The organism is Leisingera sp. ABD4_442, from assembly GCF_056160905.1.
Genome location: NZ_JBSWYB010000003.1, coordinates 32107 through 48598, shown reverse-complemented (window position 1 = coordinate 48598; position 16492 = coordinate 32107). Strand labels below are relative to the sequence as shown.

General features: G+C 61.7%; 16 protein-coding genes. All 16 read right to left on the bottom strand.

The genetic code is table 11. The features are described from left to right. Positions 1-35: 35 nt before the first annotated feature. The 16 genes from ACXAHG_RS03920 to ACXAHG_RS03845 all read right to left on the bottom strand — a co-directional run bounded on the left by ACXAHG_RS03920 (position 36) and on the right by ACXAHG_RS03845 (position 16139). Positions 36-218 (bottom strand): hypothetical protein, encoded by a 183-nt coding sequence (locus ACXAHG_RS03920; RefSeq protein ID WP_475055971.1) that lies wholly within the window; start codon positions 216-218, stop codon positions 36-38. Positions 219-283: 65 nt separating this feature from the next. Further along, positions 284-805 (bottom strand): hypothetical protein, encoded by a 522-nt coding sequence (locus ACXAHG_RS03915; RefSeq protein WP_475055970.1) that lies wholly within the window; start codon positions 803-805, stop codon positions 284-286. A 93-nt stretch (positions 806-898) separates the two neighbouring features. Continuing rightward, positions 899-2104 (bottom strand): DegT/DnrJ/EryC1/StrS family aminotransferase, encoded by a 1206-nt coding sequence (locus ACXAHG_RS03910; protein WP_475042496.1) that lies wholly within the window; start codon positions 2102-2104, stop codon positions 899-901. Between the two features lie 150 nt (positions 2105-2254). Further along, positions 2255-3565: an NAD(P)/FAD-dependent oxidoreductase gene (locus ACXAHG_RS03905; protein WP_475055969.1), complete on the bottom strand. Its 1311-nt coding sequence runs from the start codon at positions 3563-3565 to the stop codon at positions 2255-2257. Between the two features lie 103 nt (positions 3566-3668). After that, positions 3669-5027, bottom strand: a complete 1359-nt coding sequence (locus ACXAHG_RS03900; RefSeq protein ID WP_475055968.1) for a glutamine synthetase family protein — start codon at positions 5025-5027, stop codon at positions 3669-3671. Further along, positions 5027-5707, bottom strand: coding sequence for a type 1 glutamine amidotransferase (locus ACXAHG_RS03895; protein ID WP_475055966.1), 681 nt, complete (start codon positions 5705-5707; stop codon positions 5027-5029). Before ACXAHG_RS03895 ends, ACXAHG_RS03900 begins: the two co-directional genes overlap by 1 nt. Before the next feature lie 71 nt (positions 5708-5778). Next, a complete protein-coding gene (locus ACXAHG_RS03890) occupies positions 5779-7113 on the bottom strand; it encodes a glutamine synthetase family protein (RefSeq protein ID WP_475055964.1) in 1335 nt (444 codons plus the stop codon). A gap of 192 nt (positions 7114-7305) precedes the next feature. Then, positions 7306-8112 (bottom strand): ABC transporter permease, encoded by an 807-nt coding sequence (locus ACXAHG_RS03885; protein ID WP_475055962.1) that lies wholly within the window; start codon positions 8110-8112, stop codon positions 7306-7308. Next, the gene (locus tag ACXAHG_RS03880) at positions 8109-8993 is read right to left on the bottom strand and encodes an ABC transporter permease (protein WP_475042505.1); all 885 of its coding nucleotides are present in this window, start codon (positions 8991-8993) and stop codon (positions 8109-8111) included. The genes ACXAHG_RS03885 and ACXAHG_RS03880 overlap by 4 nt, the downstream gene beginning before the upstream one ends. 109 nt (positions 8994-9102) lie before the next feature. Then, complete coding sequence (locus ACXAHG_RS03875) at positions 9103-9810, bottom strand: transporter substrate-binding domain-containing protein (protein ID WP_475042506.1); 708 nt, start codon at positions 9808-9810, stop codon at positions 9103-9105. Between the two features lie 48 nt (positions 9811-9858). Next, positions 9859-10638, bottom strand: a complete 780-nt coding sequence (locus tag ACXAHG_RS03870; protein ID WP_475042508.1) for an ABC transporter ATP-binding protein — start codon at positions 10636-10638, stop codon at positions 9859-9861. 134 nt (positions 10639-10772) lie between these two features. Then, positions 10773-11546 (bottom strand): phosphate/phosphite/phosphonate ABC transporter substrate-binding protein, encoded by a 774-nt coding sequence (locus ACXAHG_RS03865; RefSeq protein ID WP_475055961.1) that lies wholly within the window; start codon positions 11544-11546, stop codon positions 10773-10775. After that, positions 11543-11983 (bottom strand): tellurite resistance TerB family protein, encoded by a 441-nt coding sequence (locus tag ACXAHG_RS03860; protein WP_475042511.1) that lies wholly within the window; start codon positions 11981-11983, stop codon positions 11543-11545. Before ACXAHG_RS03860 ends, ACXAHG_RS03865 begins: the two co-directional genes overlap by 4 nt. Next, positions 11983-12444, bottom strand: a complete 462-nt coding sequence (locus ACXAHG_RS03855) for a tellurite resistance TerB family protein (RefSeq protein WP_475045269.1) — start codon at positions 12442-12444, stop codon at positions 11983-11985. The genes ACXAHG_RS03860 and ACXAHG_RS03855 overlap by 1 nt, the downstream gene beginning before the upstream one ends. Positions 12445-12486: 42 nt before the next feature. Next, positions 12487-12780 (bottom strand): DUF1330 domain-containing protein, encoded by a 294-nt coding sequence (locus ACXAHG_RS03850; protein WP_475042513.1) that lies wholly within the window; start codon positions 12778-12780, stop codon positions 12487-12489. Between the two features lie 188 nt (positions 12781-12968). Then, positions 12969-16139 carry a valine--tRNA ligase gene (locus tag ACXAHG_RS03845; RefSeq protein ID WP_475042515.1) on the bottom strand — a complete coding sequence of 1057 codons (3171 nt, stop codon included), beginning with the start codon at positions 16137-16139 and terminating at the stop codon, positions 12969-12971. Positions 16140-16492: the final 353 nt, after the last annotated feature.

Below are 16492 nucleotides of genomic sequence, written 5' to 3'. Positions count from 1 at the left end.
GGGCTTATTTTTGCGCAGTCTGATGCAGGGGTGGATCAGGATCCGGCTTCGACTTTCAGCACGTTATGCAGCCGGTGATACGGGGCGTTTTTGACGATCTCGTCCAAGCTCTTCGCCTCAGGCACGGGACGCGCGCGCAGGAACAGATAAGCGCTGGCACCAAAAGACATGGCGCAGGCGCCGACGATCGTGCTGACGATGACAGTCTCAAGTCCCATGGCTTCAAACATGCGTTTCTCCGGTTGCACTGCCAATATAGGGGAAGAAAGCTGAAAATTCCATATCACTTCCCCTCCTTCTTCAGTTTGCCTGCTTCCAGCACATGTCGGGCCAGCGAGTCGGCGCTATCCCGGTCTTGTTTGCGGTGGCGCACCTTTTCCCGTCCGCCGATGCGGGAGGCGGTTGCGAAAACAAAGCCTGAAAACGAAAGGAGGGCGAGGCCAAAGGCCAGCCCGCCGGTTACAGTGCCGGCAATCGCTGCACCAAAGCTCGCCAGCAGCGCGCCCGCTGCCAGCCGCTGGGCCCATTGGCCGATGACCTGATCTGCGTCGCGGGCCTGGGCTTCCGCCTCTGCAGCTTCGTTGGCATAGGCGGTCAGCAGGTCGGCCACGGCCAGGCCGCAGTCCGGGTCGTTGGAGGCGCGGATGGCGGCCAGCAGCGCGGCCCGCTCAGCCCGATCGGAAACAACCGTGCCAATGATCTGGCTCAGCTCATCTCCGGCAACGGCATCCCCCATACTTAAGGCATTTGCCATGGCCACCAGCGCGGTGGCCGGGCGCCGTTTGAATTTCAGCGGGCCTTTCATATGCGGCACCGTGGACGGCACAAACCTGGATTGCAATCACGAAAACCCCCAGCACAGGGCCGGGGAGGGTACTTGTTAAAGCACCTGTTGTTTTCAGGCAGCTGCCTTGCCCATGCTCTCTTCGGCGGCGGACAGCAGAATGTCCGCAATCACGTCCAGCTCGGCCCGCGTAAGGCGCACCGGCAGGCGCACGTCGCAGGCCTTCATCAGCATCGCGCGGGTCTGCGGCAGTTCGGGCACGTCGCGCAGGAATTGCCAGTTCCAGAAGGCGCGGGCATTGTCGGTCGACAGTCCGAAGACCTGCACTTTGACACCCTTTTCTGCTGCGGCATTGGCAAAGGCGTGGGTCTGTTCTTCGCTGAGGCCTGCCAGGTTGAACTGGATCGAATCCGGCGCCCGGCGTTCCGGGACCAGCGGTGCGGGCACGTTGAAGAAGGGAGAGCCGTTCAGCCGGTCTGCCACATAGTCATGGTTTGCCAGACCGTCGCGCACCCGGCGCGCCAGTTCCGGCAATTGCGGACGGATTACCGCGGCAGAGAGATTGCTCATCCGCAGGTTATACAGCGGCAGCTGGTTCTGCCATTTGGCAAAGGCCTGCTCCAGGTCCGGGGTGTTTTCCCCATGCGGGCCCTTGTGTTTTTTCCAGTTGTGCTCGTAGGCGCCGGACATGATGGCGGCGCGGGCGATCAGGTCCGCGTCGTCGGTGATCAGGATGCCGCCTTCGCCGGCATTGACCATCTTGTAGGACTGGAAGGAGAAGCAGCCGACCTTGCCGATGGTGCCGATGTTGCGGCCGTTCCAGGTGGTGCCCAGGGAATGCGCCGCGTCCTCGACCACCGGGATGCCGCGGGCATCGCAAAGCGCCATGATGGCATCCATGTCCGAGGTATGGCCGCGCATGTGGCTGATGATCACCGCCTGCACGCTGTCCAGCTTAGTCTCGAAATCAGCCATGTCGATACGGTAGTTATCGCCCACCTCGCACAGCACCGGCACGCAATCGGCGTGCACCACCGAGGAGGGCACCGCGGCAAAGGTGAAGGCTGGGATCAGCACCCGGGCGTCACGGGGCAGGCCGAGCGCCTTCAGCGACAGGAACAGCGCGGCAGAGCAGGACGAAACCGCCAGTGCGTATTTACTGCCCAAGAGTTCTGCGTATTCCTGTTCCAGCAGAGTGACCGGCGCATCCTGGGGAGCGGTGTAGCGGAACAGATCGCCGGATTGCATCAGCGCGTCGATGGCCTCGCGGGCGGCTGCGGGAATGGGTTCAGCGTCATGAACGTTGGGCGGCAGGGCCATATTTCAAAATCCTGAATTGTTGCTTCAGGAAATGTAAAACTATGACCGGGCCGTGCCAAGAGGCAACGCGGCGGAAATTGCCACCACAGGCAAGATTTCACAGAACTGTTGCGGAGTTCGCGCGAAAACCGGCTGAGTTACCAGCGGGGATCAGATCCCCAGCCGGTCGCGCAGGGCAAACCAGGTCATGGCCAGCACCAAGAGAGGCGAGCGCATCCGCGGCCCGCCGGGGAATCGCGGTGCCGGAACGCGGGCCATGGTGTCAAAGCCTTCGGCCTCGCCCCGGATAGCCTGTGCCATCAGCTGGCCTGCGTGGGTGGCGGTGCCGACGCCATGGCCGGAGTAACCGGAGGCGGTCAGGATGTTTGGCGCCAGCCGGGCCAGGTAGGGCATCCGCTTCATGGTGATGCCCAATGTGCCGCCCCAGGCGTAGTCGATCTTCACGTCCTTCAGATGCGGGAAGATCTCTGTCATCGGCTTGCGCACGGTGGCGGAGATGTCTGCCGGGAACCGGTAGCCGTAGCTTTCACCGCCGCCGAACAGCAAGCGTTTGTCATGGCTGAGGCGGAAGTAGTTCACCACGAACTTGGTGTCGGCCACGGCGACGTCGCGGGTCAGAACCCGGGCGGCGTCCTCGCCCAGCGGCTCGGTGGCCACCACGAAGTTGTTGATCGGCATCACCCGTGCCGCCACTTGTCCGTTCAGCCCGCCCAGGTAGCCGTTGCAGGCAAGGATCAGATGGTCGGCAGCGACGCTTCCGCCCGCTGTGCGGATGCGCAGCTTGGCGCCTTCCTGGATGTCCAGAACCTCGCTGCTTTCATAAATCCCAGCACCTGCCGCGGAGGCGGCGCGGGCTAGGCTGAAGGCATAGTTCAGCGGGTGCAGATGAGCGGCACCATGATCCAGGATGCCACCCTTGTAGGCAGGGGAGGGGCACATCGCACAGCAGGCGTCCTTGCCCAGGAATTCGATGCTGCCGTAGCCGTAGCGGTCCTGCAGGTGGCGGCCGTAGTCATGCAACTCTGCGGCTTCCTTGTCCGAGAAGGCGGTCCAGGCAACGCCGGGTTTCAGGTGGCAACCTTCGCCGTGCCGCGCGATCAGCGACTTCACGAGGTCCTTGGAGTCTTCGCCCAGCTGCCAGAGCTTCTGCGCCTCGGGTTCCCCCATCAGCGCTTCCAGACCTTCCTGGTCCATACGCTGGCCGCTGCCCAGCTGGCCGCCGTTGCGCCCCGAGGCGCCAAATCCCACGCGCTGTGCTTCCAGCAGCACCACGGACATCCCGGCCTCAGCCAGATGCAGCGCCGCCGACAGGCCGGTATAGCCGCCGCCGACGATGCAGACATCTGCCTTTACCTCACCGTTCAGCGCCGCAAAGCGCTCCATCGGAAAAGCGGTTGCCGCATACCAGCTGTCTGGATATTCGCCCTTGCGGTCATTGGAATAGAGCAGGTTCATCCCCATCGCGCACCTCATCGGAAGCAGGCCTCCGGCGGGACACCTGCTCTTCATCTTTCCACAAATACTCAATTGAACGGGCGCTGCACCGGGGCGCAGCGCCGGAGTTTTAGACGTTCATCAGCAGATGCTCGCGCTCCCAGGGCGAGATCACCTGCAGGAACTCCTCATACTCCGTGCGTTTCACGATGGAATACACGCGGGCAAATTCCGGTCCCAGAACTTCGTGCAGCTGGGTTGCCTCGTCGAACAGATCCAGCGCCTGGCCCATCACCTGCGGGATATCGCCTTCGCCCTCATAGGCGTCGCCCTTGAATTGCTTGCGCGGACGTTCTTCATTGATCAGGCCGAGGTAGCCGCAGGCCAGCGACAAGGCGATCCCCAGGTATGGGTTGCAATCCATGCCGGCAATGCGGTTTTCGACCCGTCGCGCGTCCGGTCCCGACAACGGGATGCGGATGCCGGTGGTGCGGTTGTCGCGCGCCCATTCCAGATTGATGGGGGCCGCGTGGTCTTTCACATAGCGGCGGTAGGAGTTCACATAGGGCGCCATCACCGCCAGGCCCGCAGGCAAGTGGTTTTGCAGGCCTGCGATAAAGTGGTAAAACGCATCCGTCTCGCCGCCCTGTGGGCCCGAGAAGATGTTATCGCCAGTTTCGATGTCCAGGATCGAGTGGTGGATGTGCATGGCGGAGCCCGGCTCATCCTCGATGGGTTTGGCCATGAAGGTGGCAAAGCAATCGTGACGCAGCGCCGCCTCGCGGATCAGGCGCTTGAAGTAAAAGACCTCATCCGCCAGCTTGACGGGGTTGCCGTGGCGGAGGTTAATCTCCAGCTGGCCGGCGCCGCCTTCCTGGGTGATGCCGTCGATCTCGAACCCCTGCGCTTCGGCAAAGTCGTAGATGTCGTCGATCACGGGGCCGAATTCGTCCACCGCGGTCATCGAATAGGCCTGGCGCGCCGCTGCCGGGCGGCCGGAGCGGCCCATCATCGGTTCGATTTCCTTGGCCGGATCGATGTTGCGGGCGACCAGGAAGAACTCCATCTCCGGCGCTACAACCGGTTTCCACCCCTTGTCATGATACAGCTGCACCACCCGTTTCAGCACGTTGCGCGGGCTGTAGGGGATTGGTTTGTCATGCCGGTCATAGGCATCGTGGATCACCTGCAACGTCCAGTCGCCGGTCCAGGGTGCCGCCGTGGCTGTGGACATGTCCGGCTTCAGCGTCATGTCCTTTTCGATCCAGCCATCCTCATCCGCGGCATCGGCCCAGTCCCCGGTGATAGTCTGGTAGAAGATGCTGTCGGGCAGATGAAAGTAATCGGTTTTCGCGAATTTCGATGCCGGTACCGCCTTGCCGCGGGCGATACCGGGAAGGTCCGAGATAACGCATTCAACTTCGTCGAGACGACGGCCCTCCAGATAGGTTTTTGCTGCTTCGGGAAGGGCGTCGAGCCAGGCTGACATTAGGTCCTCTCTTTCCTGTAAAACTCTGCGAGGAAGGTTGCGATTTCTTGGTTGTCCACGGGCGCGTCCAGCTCAGCGGCTGCACGGTCCAGCAGGTCGTCGGGTACCACACCGCGGCCGCGTTTTTCGATCAGGCCGCCGACGAAGGCATTGGGAAACTCGGGGTGGGGCTGCCAGGAGATGATGTGGTCGCCATAGGCCAGAATGCCGTTCTGGCAGAAGCCGTTGCCGCCCAGCACACGGGCACCTTCGGGCAGTCCGACCACCTGGTCCTGGTGCCAGGCATTGAGGGTCAGCTCCTTGCCGTCCACCTGGTAGGTAACCCGGCCGACGGCCCAGCCGCCCACGAATTTCTCGACCTTGCCGCCAAGGGCCTGGGCGATGATCTGATGGCCAAAGCAAATGCCGGCCAACGGCTGCTTGCGCGCGTGGATCTCGCGGATCAGATCCTCCAGCGGCGGGATCCAGGCGTGGTCCTCGTAGGCGCCGTGCTTGGAGCCGGTGATCAGCCAGGCATCGGCGTCAGCGGCGCTTTCTGGAAGCAAGCCGTCGACCACGGCCCAAGTCTGAAACTCAAAGCCGTTGCCGTCCAGCATGTCGCGGAACATAGCGTCGTAATCGCCGAAGGGGCCGAACAGGTCTTCGGGTGAATGGCCGGTTTGCAGAATGCCGATTTTCATAAGTCACCAGTTTCAGGGATTTCGCTGCGCGGAAGGTAGCCCGCCGTATTTCGGGCGGGCAAGGGGTCGCGTCAGACCGTGTCGAGATAGATCTCTACCCGTTCTTCGGGGGTGAGTTCTTCCATGTAGCGCAGTTCCTGCCGCTTGGTCAGGATCATGTTGCGGATCATTTCAGCAGAAAAGAAATGCGGAATGATCTCAGAGGCCTCGAAAGCGTCGATTGCGTCCTGCCAGGTGTTGGGCACCTGCGGCAGGTCGAGCGCATAGGCGTTGCCGGTGATCGGCTCGGAGGGGGCGATCCGGTTTTCGATTCCATAGAGGGCGGCGCCCAGGATGGCGGTTAGCATCAGATAGGGGTTCACGTCGCCGCCGGCAAACCGGTGCTCGATCCGGCGCGCCTTGGAGTTTCCTGAGGGTACGCGGATGGCGGCGGTGCGGTTTTCATAGGCCCAGCAGATACCGGTCGGGGCATGGGCGCCTGGCACCATCCGGTCATAGCTGTTGCCGTGCGGGGCAAAGATCAGGGTGGAGTCGTTCATTGCCTTCAGGCAGCCGCCAACAGCATGGCGCATCGCATCAGAGCCTTTGGGGCCGCCATCGTCAAAGATGTTGTTGCCGTCCTGGTCCAGCACCGAGAAATGAGTGTGCAGGCCATTGCCCGCATAGTCTTCATAGGGTTTGGCCATAAAACTGGCGGCGAAGCCATGGCGGCGGGCCAGGCCTTTGACCAGCATCTTGAACAGCCAGGCGTCATCTGCAGCGCGCAACGCGTCGGGGCCGTGCATCAGGTTGATTTCGAACTGACCCAGGCCCGCCTCGGAAATGGCGGTGTCCGCGGGAATATCCATGTCCTCGCAGGCGTCATAGAGATCAGTGAAGAAACTGTCGAACTGGTCGAGTGCGCGGATCGACATGGTTTCAGCCGCCTTGCGCCGCTTGCCAGAGCGGGGCGAGGTGGGCACCTGCAGGTTCTTGCCGCTGTCATCAATCAGGAAAAACTCCAGTTCCACTGCAACAACCGGTGTCAGTCCTAGCGCTTTGTAGCGGTCCGCCACGGCCCGCAGCGCATGGCGCGGGTCGCCGTCGTAGGGGCGGCCGTCTTCGCGGTACATCCAGATCGGCAGCAGGGCGGATTGAGATTCCAGCCATGGCATCGGCACAAAACCGCGTTCGGTCGGTTTCAGCACCCCGTCGGCATCACCGGATTCAAAAACCAGCGGGCTATCGTCGATATCTTCGCCCCAGATGTCCAGATTCAGGACAGACAGAGGGAAACGGGTGCCTTCTTCAACCGCCTTGTCGGCGAAGCGCGCCGGGATGCGCTTGCCCCGGGCCTGACCATTGATGTCTGCCGCGGCCACGCGAATGGTGCGCACATGCGGATTTTTCCTGAGCCAGTTTTTCATCCAATCACCTGACGGTTTCGGGGACACCTCCGGCCAAGTGCGCCCGCAAGGAGGGCGTAGCAGAGCCGGGGCACGTTCAAGCCCCTGGTCCATTTTTTTGATCATAATCCAAGATGGTGCAGAGTTTATCCTGGAACGCGCATGATTCCGCGTAGAGAGTCTGCGATTTTGAATTTGATCAAATAATGGATACTACCGGATCAGATTAAGACGCAAGCGAAATCTTTGCCGCCTTTCCTGCGGCAGATGCTTGTTCAGCCGCCGGTTCACAAAGCCGAACAGGCTGATGATCACCAATGTCAGCAGGATGAAGTAGAAGGCCAGGATCGGGTAGGGGACAAACGGGTTGAAGGTCTTGTCCGCGAAATAGCTGGCATAATAGAGCGCATCGCCCTGCTGGCGCCAGGCCGGGAAGCCGGAGAAGAACACCAGCGTGGTGGCGTGGAATAGAAAGATCGCTTCGTTTGTATAGGCAGGCCAGGCCAGCCGCAGCATCGTCGGGAAGGTGATACGGCGGAAGCGGTTCCAGCCGGTCATGCCATAGGCATCGGCGGCCTCGATGTCGCCCTTGGGGATCGACAGCAGCGCGCCGTAGAAGATCTCGCCCGAGTAGGCTGCAGTATTGCAGAACAGCACGACCAGCGCGCCCAGCCAGGCGGAGGTGAACGGATCAAAGAAACCGGACACGCTTTTCAGGCTGAGGAAGCAGGCGTAGGCAAAGAAGAACTGGATGAACAGCGGGCTGCCGCGGAACACGAAGATGAACCACTCAGCCGGCTTGCGGAACAGCGGATTGGGGTTGGATTTGCCAACTGCCAGCGCCACCGCGAGGAAAAAGCCGGTCAGCAGTGCCAGCGCGCCGAAATAAACGTTCCAGATCAGGCCGGAGCCGATCAGGGTGAAATGCTCGCACAGGGTATATTCGCCGCGTGGCAGCAGGCGTTCGCCAAAGCCTAAGGAACGGAAGGCATAGGCCTGTATGGTTTCAATGCAACTCATGCCGCTGCCTTTCTTTGTGCTTCGCCTGCTGCGGTGGCCTGGCCCTTGGTCAGGCGCTTCATGATCCGGTCCAGGGCGACCTCGGACACTTTGGTGAAGCAGAGGTAGAACACTAGCAGCGCAGCGAAGTACCACACGTGCCAGTTCGGATGCGGGTAGTCAGTGAATCTTGCGGTCTTGGTGCCGCCGAGCTCCCGCGCCCAGTAAACGATGTCCTCGACCCCCAGCAGGAACAGAAGCGGAGTGGACTTGATCAGCACCATCCACAGGTTCGACAGGCCGGGCAGCGCATAGACCCACATCTGAGGCACCAGGATGCGCCAGAACGCCTGCCGGGAGGTCATGCCATAGGCCTCGGCGGTTTCGATCTGGGCGCGCGGCACCGCGCGCATGGCGCCAAACAGCACATTGGCGGCAAAGGCGCCAAAGACGATGGAGAAGGTGAGCACCGCCAGTAAAAAGCCATAGGTCTCATGCACCCATTGCGGTGCGGTCGACAGCGGCAGCTTGGCCGCGTCACAGACCACAAAATCGATGCCCTGGCGGATCGGCTGATCCCAGTCCGGGCATTTCACCTTGTGACGCATCCACTCAAACGCCTGGTCGAGCGCGATGACGAAGAACAGGAAGAAGGCAATGTCGGGAACGCCCCGCACGATGCTGGTGTATCCCATGCCGAACCAGCGCAGCGGCAGGAATTTCGACCGCGCGGCACTGGCGGCGCCAAAGCCGAACAGAAGGGCCACCGGAGCAGTGATCGCCAGCAGGGTCAGCACCACGAAGACCGAGATATAGAGGTTCATATGCTTGCCTGTGGTCAGGTAGCAGCTGAGCCAACTCAGCCCCTCAAGCGTGGATGGGTCCGTGCAATAGGAAAACATATGTACCCTGTCTTTCTGTGTTCACGCCCGGCAGCGGAGCGGCCGGAAGAGAAAGAATGAGGCCCGCGCGCCGCGGCGGCGGGCCTGCGGATCCCGCGAGGAGATCAGATTACCACTGGGAAGCCACTTCCCACTTGGCGATCAGCGTGTTCAGCGTGCCGTCGTCTTTCATCGACTGGATTGCCGCGTCGAATTTGCCGCGCAGTTCGGCGTCCGATTCCCGGAAGCCCATGCCAACGCCGCCGCCGATGGATTCGGTGCGCTCAAGCTTGACCAGGCCGTCGCCAACCATAGTGTCGATGAAGCTGTTGTCGGCCAGAACCGCGTCCGCTTCACCGTTGCGCACGGCGGCGACGGTTTCTTCCGGAGTGGCGAATTCAACCAGGGTCCAGCCCTGCTCAGCAATGAAGGCGGCCTGGATGGTGGTGGCCTGGGCCGCAATCACACCGCTGGCCAGGTCAACATCGGCGGACTGCGCCAAGTATGCGGACGGATCCGGCGGAGTGTAGGCCTGGGTGAAGTCGATGACTTCGTCGCGCTCGTCGGTGATCGACATGCCGGCGATGATGGTGTCGTAGTTGCCGGACACCAGGTTCGGAATGATCGAATCCCAGTCATTCTTGACCCACTCGCAGGTCAGCTCGGCGCGCTTGCACAGCTCGTCGCCCAGCTCGCGTTCAAAGCCGTCGATTTCGCCGGCGTCGTTGACAAAGTTCCACGGCGCATAGGCGCCTTCGGTGCCCAGGCGCACGGTGTCCGCCAGGCCCATGCCTGCGGTCAGCGCCAGGGCAGCGGTGCCAAGGATCAGTGATTTCATAAGGTTACTCCCATTTTTCATTTGGTTTTTGGGTTTAGTTGTTATTGCTTATTGGCCGTGCCGGGTCGAGGACAGGAATGTCCGCAGCCGCGGTGAGCGGGTGTTGCCGAACAATTCGTCCGGCGAACCTTCTTCTTCGATCAGCCCCTGATGCAGAAACACGATGTGGCTGGAAACATCCGCGGCCATGTTCATGTCATGGGTGACGATCAGCATGGTGCGGCCCTCAGCGGCCAGATCCTTGATCACCTTGACCACTTCCTGTTCCAGTTCCGGATCCAGCGCAGAGGTCGGCTCGTCAAACAGCAGCGCCTCCGGCTCCATGCACAAAGCACGGGCAATCGCGGCCCGCTGCTGCTGGCCGCCGGACAGCTGTGCCGGGTAGACGTCGCATTTGTCGCCGATGCCGACCTTCGCCAGGTAATGGCGGGCCTTTTCCTCAACCTCGACGCGTTCGCGGCCCAGTACGGTAACGGGCGCCTCCATCACATTCTGAAGGATGGTCATATGGGCCCACAGGTTGAACTGCTGAAAGACCATCGAAAGATTGGTGCGGATCCGCAGCACTTGCTTGGCGTCGGAGGGGCGGCGCGCGAGGCCCTGACCGGACCAGGTGATCGGCTCGCCCTTGAAAAAGATCTCTCCCTGCTGGCTGTCCTCCAGCAGGTTGCAGCAGCGCAGCAGCGTCGACTTGCCAGAGCCCGAAGATCCGATCAGAGACACCACGTCGCCCTTTTGGGCGGTGATGTCGACGCCTTTGATCACTTCCAGCTCGCCATAGGATTTGTGCAGGCCGCGGATTTGCAGAACGGGCGTTGTATCGGTCAAGGTGTCTTTGTCCCTGTGAGTGGAAATTCGTTCTTATTGGACCGAAAAAAACAACGAATGCAACGTTCAAACCGCACAAGACGGCACTGCAGGCGTCAAAATGGCGGGGTGAACCGCCAATTCGGGGGCAGGCGTTACGTCAACTCCGCTGCGCGGATGCGCTGTTCCGTCAGCACCGGGCCAGGCGGAGTCGGCACGGCCAGATAGTCAGCCGGGGCGATCTGCACCAGCCCTTTCAGATGCAGCAGGTGGCGGGTTTCTTCGTCGAGGCCGCGGATGGCGGATTCAAGCGCGGCAAACAGTGCCCCGGCATCGCCACCAAGGGCAGTGATGTAGGGCAGCGTGGGGGTCGGTTCAGTCCGGTCAATTTCGCACAGACCAGCGGCGAAACCATCGTATTCTTTGACCAGTTCCCATGTCAGTGCGTCCAGCGCGGCGAAATCCGCGCGGCCTGCAGCCACGGCTTCCGCGGACAGCTGATGGCCGCCGGTTTCCACCAGCGCACCAGGCAGGATGTCGCGATCATGCATATGCACCATCGGAGCCGCCCAGCCGGATTGCGACAACGCTTCGTTATAAGCAAAACGGCGTCCGGAAAACGCCTTGAGCGACTGGCCCGCGTCGGCGCTGCGGGCGACAATGACGCTGTTATAATAACCTGGAGGGCAGCCGGGCAGCCCGTAATCCGGAGTTCCGACCAGCGCAACCTCGCCATAAAGCCGGGTGCGGTAAGGGCAGCCGCAGGTCTGCGACAGCAGCAGGTCCGGCGATTTCCAGACCTCCCAGAAGTCTGCATCGCGGGTCAGTGCTTCCGGCCCGCCGCCCAGATGCGCGCGGACCGAAGTCCAGAAACGGTCATTTGCCGCCGCGGTTTCCGGGCGGTCGTACATTCCAAGATGAGCAATCATAAAGCGGCCTCTGCCCGTTTGCGCGCCTTGGCGCTGTCCACATCCGAAACCCCCAGCAGGCTGGATGACAGCCGCAGGAGCGCGTCTTCATTGGCATCGCGGTGCCCGTCTGCCAGCGCCACTTGCCACAGTGCCTCAATCACGCCCGTGCGGTCCTCATAGGCGACGGCTTCCTTGATGGCGCGGGTAAAGCGCACGGTATCGGGGGCCTCGGCCTCCATCCCCTCGGCTTGTTCTCGCAGGATCAGCGCACCGCCGGTGTCCAGCCCGTAGCGGGCAGCCAGAATGCGGTCGATGCGGTCCTTCTCCACCTCGGAGTAATTGTTGTCCGAGCGGCCGATACGCACCAGCAGCGCGGTGAGCGCCAGCCGCGCGCCTTCGTCATCCAGCGGAGCAGGGGCGGGCTCCAGCAGCCGGTTCAAAAGCTCCTTGAACATCACCCGTCCCCCTCTGGCGCGGCGAGCTTCGCTTCGGCGCGCGCCCGGGCTTTCTGGCTGTCGGCATAAGACAGGCCCATGGCCTTGCGCGCATCTTCGACGATGGTGACCTCGCCCTCATGCGCGTTGCCATCGGCCAGAACCACTTCCCAGAGTGCGTCCAGCGCCGCGAGCCGTTCCTCCAGCCCGGTGGTTTCGCGGATCAGCCGGCCGAAGGTGTCGGTTTCCGGTGCCGCGGCGTGCAGCTTCTCACAGGTGGCGCGCACCTTGGCAGCCTCGATCGCATTGTGCTGGTAAAGCCGTGCCAGAATCCGGTCGATCAGGCTGATCTCCTCCAGCTGATAATCCCGGTCCGATTGCGCCACCCGCACCAGCAGCGCACCAAGCGCCAGTTCGGCATCCGGGTCCGGCAGCGCCGGGGCCTCGGAAGGGCGGAAAGCTTGAAAGAACTTCTTGAGCAAAGGCATCAGCAGACCTCAGGCAGTGCGGCAGGGAGGGCGGGGTTACTCGCCATATCCCTCAATGATGTGCATATCACCCGTCGAGACCAAATCGCGAAAGGCCTTGGCGTCCTGATAGGCCACGGAATCATAGCAGGCTTTTGCGGTTTCGAAATCCTTGAATTCGAGCACCACCGTGCGGGCCCTAAAGGCGCCTTCGCGCACTTCCCGCTCGCCGCCGCGGATCAGGAATTTTGCGCCATACTCTTCCAGCACCGGCCGGGCCGCCGTGATATAGGCCTGGTAGCGGTCCATGTCGCGCACATCCACATGCGCCACCCAGTATCCTTTGGGCATCGGCGATGCCTCCCCCTCTTTTTATGGTTGAGGGCAGGCTGATATAAATCGGTGCCAAAGACAATGGGGCGGTTGTTAAGAATTTCCCCGTTGCGCCGGAATTTGCGGTCGTTTCAAGGGGCTGCGCCGGAAAACGGAAACGCCCGCCGGGGCGGGCGGGCGTTTCAAAACGTGCTTAACGTGCGGGATCAGCCGATCTCGGCCAGGCGGGCAAGCGCCTCCTTGACCTTGGCTTCCTCTTCCTCGCGCGCGGCAAGGTTCGCCTTGGCTTCCGCCACCACGTCCTCCGGCGCGGAGGCTGCGAATTTTGGGTTGTTCAGCCGACCGCGCAAGCCCCCCAGCTCCTTGGCCAGCTTACCCAGGGTTTTCTCCAGACGCGCCTTTTCAGCGTCGACGTCGATCACATCCGCCAGCGGCAGGCCGAAGGAGGCACCAGGCGCGGCAACGCTCGCGCAGCCCTTGGGGAAGCTCTCCACCTGCTCCAGCGACGTGATGCGGGCCAGTTTCCGGATCATCGCCTCGTTCTTTTCCCAGGCAGAGCGCGCCTGGTCCGAGAACTCCGTCACCACCATCGGGATCTTGGCGCCCGCCGGCACATGCATCTGCGCGCGGGTGGAGCGGATATTCTCAATCGCGGTGATCACCCAGTTCATCTCGGCGTCTGCGTTGGCATTGACCAGTTCGGCGCCATACGTGGGCCAATCCTCATGCACCAGCATGTTTTCGCGCTTGGCGGTGTTGCCCCAGAGCTCCTCGGTGATGAAGGGCATGATCGGATGCAGCAGGATCATGCACTGGTCCAGCACCCAGCCCAGCGTCTGGCGGGTTTCTGCGATCACTGCCTCATCGTCCGAGTTGAACAGCGGTTTGCTGAGTTCGATATACCAGTCGCAGACCTTGCCCCAGACAAAGGCATAAAGCGCATTGGCCGCGTCGTTGAAACGGTAGGCTTCCAGCGCCGCGTCCACTTCCACCCGCACCTTGGCGGTCTCACCGATGATCCACTGGTTCACCGCAGCCTTTGCATCCGGGCAGGCAAAGGCCGGGACAGTTTCGTCATAGACGTTGTTGAAATGGGCAAAGTTCACCGCATTCCACAGCTTGGTGCCAAAGTTCCGGTAGCCCTTGAGGCGCTCCATATCCAGCTTCAGCACGCCGCCAAGCGCCGCCATCGCCGCAGAGGAGAAACGCAGCGCGTCGGCGCCGAATTCCTCGATGATTTCCAGCGGGTCCACCACGTTGCCGGTGGATTTCGACATCTTCTTGCCCTTGGCGTCGCGCACGAGGCCATGCAGGTAGACGGTGTCGAAGGGGATGCGCTCCTTGACCGGCAGGTTTTTGTCCAGCACCGCCAGCTGCATCATCATCATCCGGGCAACCCAGAAGAACAGAATGTCCTGACCGGTGACGAGCGTCGAGGTCGGGAAGTATTTCTTGGTGTCCTCGGTCCATTCCGGCCAGCCCAGCGTGCCGATCGGCCAGAGACCGGAAGAGAACCAGGTGTCCAGCACGTCGGGGTCGCGCCAGAGATTGAGAGTGGCCCCACGAGGCTGTGTTTGATCTTCCTCTTTCAAAGGGGTGGGCATGATTTTCATGCCAAGCACACCGAGGCTGGTGCCACGTTCCTTTAGCTTTGCGTTTTCTGCTGCATAGTACTCATGCATCAGCACAATGGCTTCATTTTCAGACGCGGCGCAGAACGCAATTGGCTCCTGATAGTCGTAGGTCCAGATCGTCTCGTAACTTTCCGCAGGCCTTACGATGATGTCATCGGGGTCAGGGTTCCTAGTAATTGTCAGAGGCTCTTCAAGCATGCGGATGCTCGGCCCGTACCAAACCGGGATCTGATGGCCCCACCACAGCTGGCGCGAGATGCACCATGGCTCGATGTTCTCCAGCCAGTGGTAATAGGTCTTTTCACCGCTTTCCGGCAGGATCTTCACATCGCCGTTGCGCACCGCATCCAGCGCCGGACCGACAACTTTTTCCGCGTCGACAAACCACTGGTCGGTCAGCATCGGCTCGATCACAACCTTGGAGCGGTCGCCGAAGGGCTGCATGATCGGCTTGTTCTCGACATACGGCACGGTCTCGGTGACCTGCGTCTCCTCACCGTCCTCGCCCTTGACGGTTTTGGTCTCGCTGACCATCACCGCCAGGCCTTCGCTGGTGATCTGCTCAACCACCAGTTTGCGGGCCTCGAACCGGTCCAGACCGCGCAGCTCATCCGGCACCAGGTTGACGGCGTCAGCCTCGTTTTCGGTCAGGGTCTTCTCACCCTTGGCGACAGACATGGCGAGGGTGGCGGCGGCTTCATAGCTGTCGCCGTCCGCGCGCATCTGGCCGCGCATGTCCATCAGACGGTACATCGGAATGCCGCCGCGCTTGGCGACCTGATAGTCGTTGAAGTCATGCGCGCCGGTGATCTTCACCGCACCGGAGCCGAAATCCTTGTCCGGGTATTCATCGGTGATGATCGGGATCAGGCGGCGGTGCTCCTTGGGGCCGACCGGGATCTCGCACAGCTTGCCCACGATGGGTGCATAGCGTTCGTCCGAAGGATGCACAGCCACGGCACCGTCGCCCAGCATGGTCTCGGGCCGGGTGGTGGCGATGGAGATATAATCGCGCTCTTCCTCGAGGATGACATTGCCGTCCTCATCCTTCTCGACATAGGTATAGGTGGCACCGCCTGCCAGCGGGTATTTGAAGTGCCACATGTGGCCCGCGACCTCGATGTTCTCCACCTCAAGGTCGGAAATCGCGGTCTCGAAATGCGGGTCCCAGTTGACCAGCCGCTTGCCGCGGTAGATCAGGCCCTTGTTGTACATCTCCACGAACACCTTGATCACGGCATCGTGGAAATTGGGGGAGTTCTCGTGGCCGGTACGGGTGTCGCCCTGCGCGCCTGCCATGGTGAAAGCGGTGCGGGAGAAGTCGCAGGAGGCGCCGAGGCGTTTCAGCTGCTCGACGATGGTGCCGCCGGATTTCTCTTTCCACTCCCAGACCTTCTCCAGGAATTTCTCGCGGCCGAGTTCCCGGCGGGAGGGCTGCTGGGTCTTGGCCAGCTCGCGCTCGACGACCATCTGGGTGGCGATGCCCGCATGGTCGGTACCCGGCTGCCACAGGGTGTCAAACCCCTGCATCCGCTTCCAGCGGATCAGGATGTCCTGCAGTGTGTTGTTGAAGGCATGGCCCATGTGCAGCACGCCGGTCACATTCGGCGGCGGGATCATGATGCAATATGTGGAGGCCTCGGGCTTGGCATTTGCACCTGCCTTGAAGCAACCGGCCTCTTCCCAGGCCTTGTACAGGCGGCTTTCGGCTTCGCCTGCGTTGAACGTCTTTTCCATCGCCATCGCTCGTGATCCCTCATGCAACTGCCGGATCAATTACCCAATGGGGCCGGGAAGGGGAAGGCGGATTTTGCCGCAAACGTTCCGTCTGGGGCTGCCGGAGCGCTATTGGGTATTTAAGACCAGAAAGAAGCAGCAAGATTCCGTTAACCAGAATCGGAGTACTCTCCCTATGCGGTACAGGCTGAGGAGCCGATGACCGCACCAGGAAGAAGCTGCCCTTGCTCCTGGCATGATTATCCCTTGGCGGACGGACGGCCAGCGGGCAAGGGCGCTTCGCTTGCGGCTTCTTTCTGGTCCTAAATACCTGGATACCGCGCCGGAGGCGCTGAAACCAGCGCGCGCGCGCCGGGCGC

What these genes read in the sequence shown, in the direction of transcription:
- ACXAHG_RS03920 (WP_475055971.1), bottom strand. Translation starts at nt 218, where the DNA reads ATGGGACTTGAGACTGTCATCGTCAGCACGATCGTCGGCGCCTGCGCC.
- ACXAHG_RS03915 (WP_475055970.1), bottom strand. Translation starts at nt 805, where the DNA reads ATGAAAGGCCCGCTGAAATTCAAACGGCGCCCGGCCACCGCGCTGGTG.
- ACXAHG_RS03910 (WP_475042496.1), bottom strand. Translation starts at nt 2,104, where the DNA reads ATGGCCCTGCCGCCCAACGTTCATGACGCTGAACCCATTCCCGCAGCC.
- ACXAHG_RS03905 (WP_475055969.1), bottom strand. Translation starts at nt 3,565, where the DNA reads ATGGGGATGAACCTGCTCTATTCCAATGACCGCAAGGGCGAATATCCA.
- ACXAHG_RS03900 (WP_475055968.1), bottom strand. Translation starts at nt 5,027, where the DNA reads ATGTCAGCCTGGCTCGACGCCCTTCCCGAAGCAGCAAAAACCTATCTG.
- ACXAHG_RS03895 (WP_475055966.1), bottom strand. Translation starts at nt 5,707, where the DNA reads ATGAAAATCGGCATTCTGCAAACCGGCCATTCACCCGAAGACCTGTTC.
- ACXAHG_RS03890 (WP_475055964.1), bottom strand. Translation starts at nt 7,113, where the DNA reads ATGAAAAACTGGCTCAGGAAAAATCCGCATGTGCGCACCATTCGCGTG.
- ACXAHG_RS03885 (WP_475055962.1), bottom strand. Translation starts at nt 8,112, where the DNA reads ATGAGTTGCATTGAAACCATACAGGCCTATGCCTTCCGTTCCTTAGGC.
- ACXAHG_RS03880 (WP_475042505.1), bottom strand. Translation starts at nt 8,993, where the DNA reads ATGTTTTCCTATTGCACGGACCCATCCACGCTTGAGGGGCTGAGTTGG.
- ACXAHG_RS03875 (WP_475042506.1), bottom strand. Translation starts at nt 9,810, where the DNA reads ATGAAATCACTGATCCTTGGCACCGCTGCCCTGGCGCTGACCGCAGGC.
- ACXAHG_RS03865 (WP_475055961.1), bottom strand. Translation starts at nt 11,546, where the DNA reads ATGATTGCTCATCTTGGAATGTACGACCGCCCGGAAACCGCGGCGGCA.
- ACXAHG_RS03860 (WP_475042511.1), bottom strand. Translation starts at nt 11,983, where the DNA reads ATGTTCAAGGAGCTTTTGAACCGGCTGCTGGAGCCCGCCCCTGCTCCG.
- ACXAHG_RS03850 (WP_475042513.1), bottom strand. Translation starts at nt 12,780, where the DNA reads ATGCCCAAAGGATACTGGGTGGCGCATGTGGATGTGCGCGACATGGAC.
- ACXAHG_RS03845 (WP_475042515.1), bottom strand. Translation starts at nt 16,139, where the DNA reads ATGGCGATGGAAAAGACGTTCAACGCAGGCGAAGCCGAAAGCCGCCTG.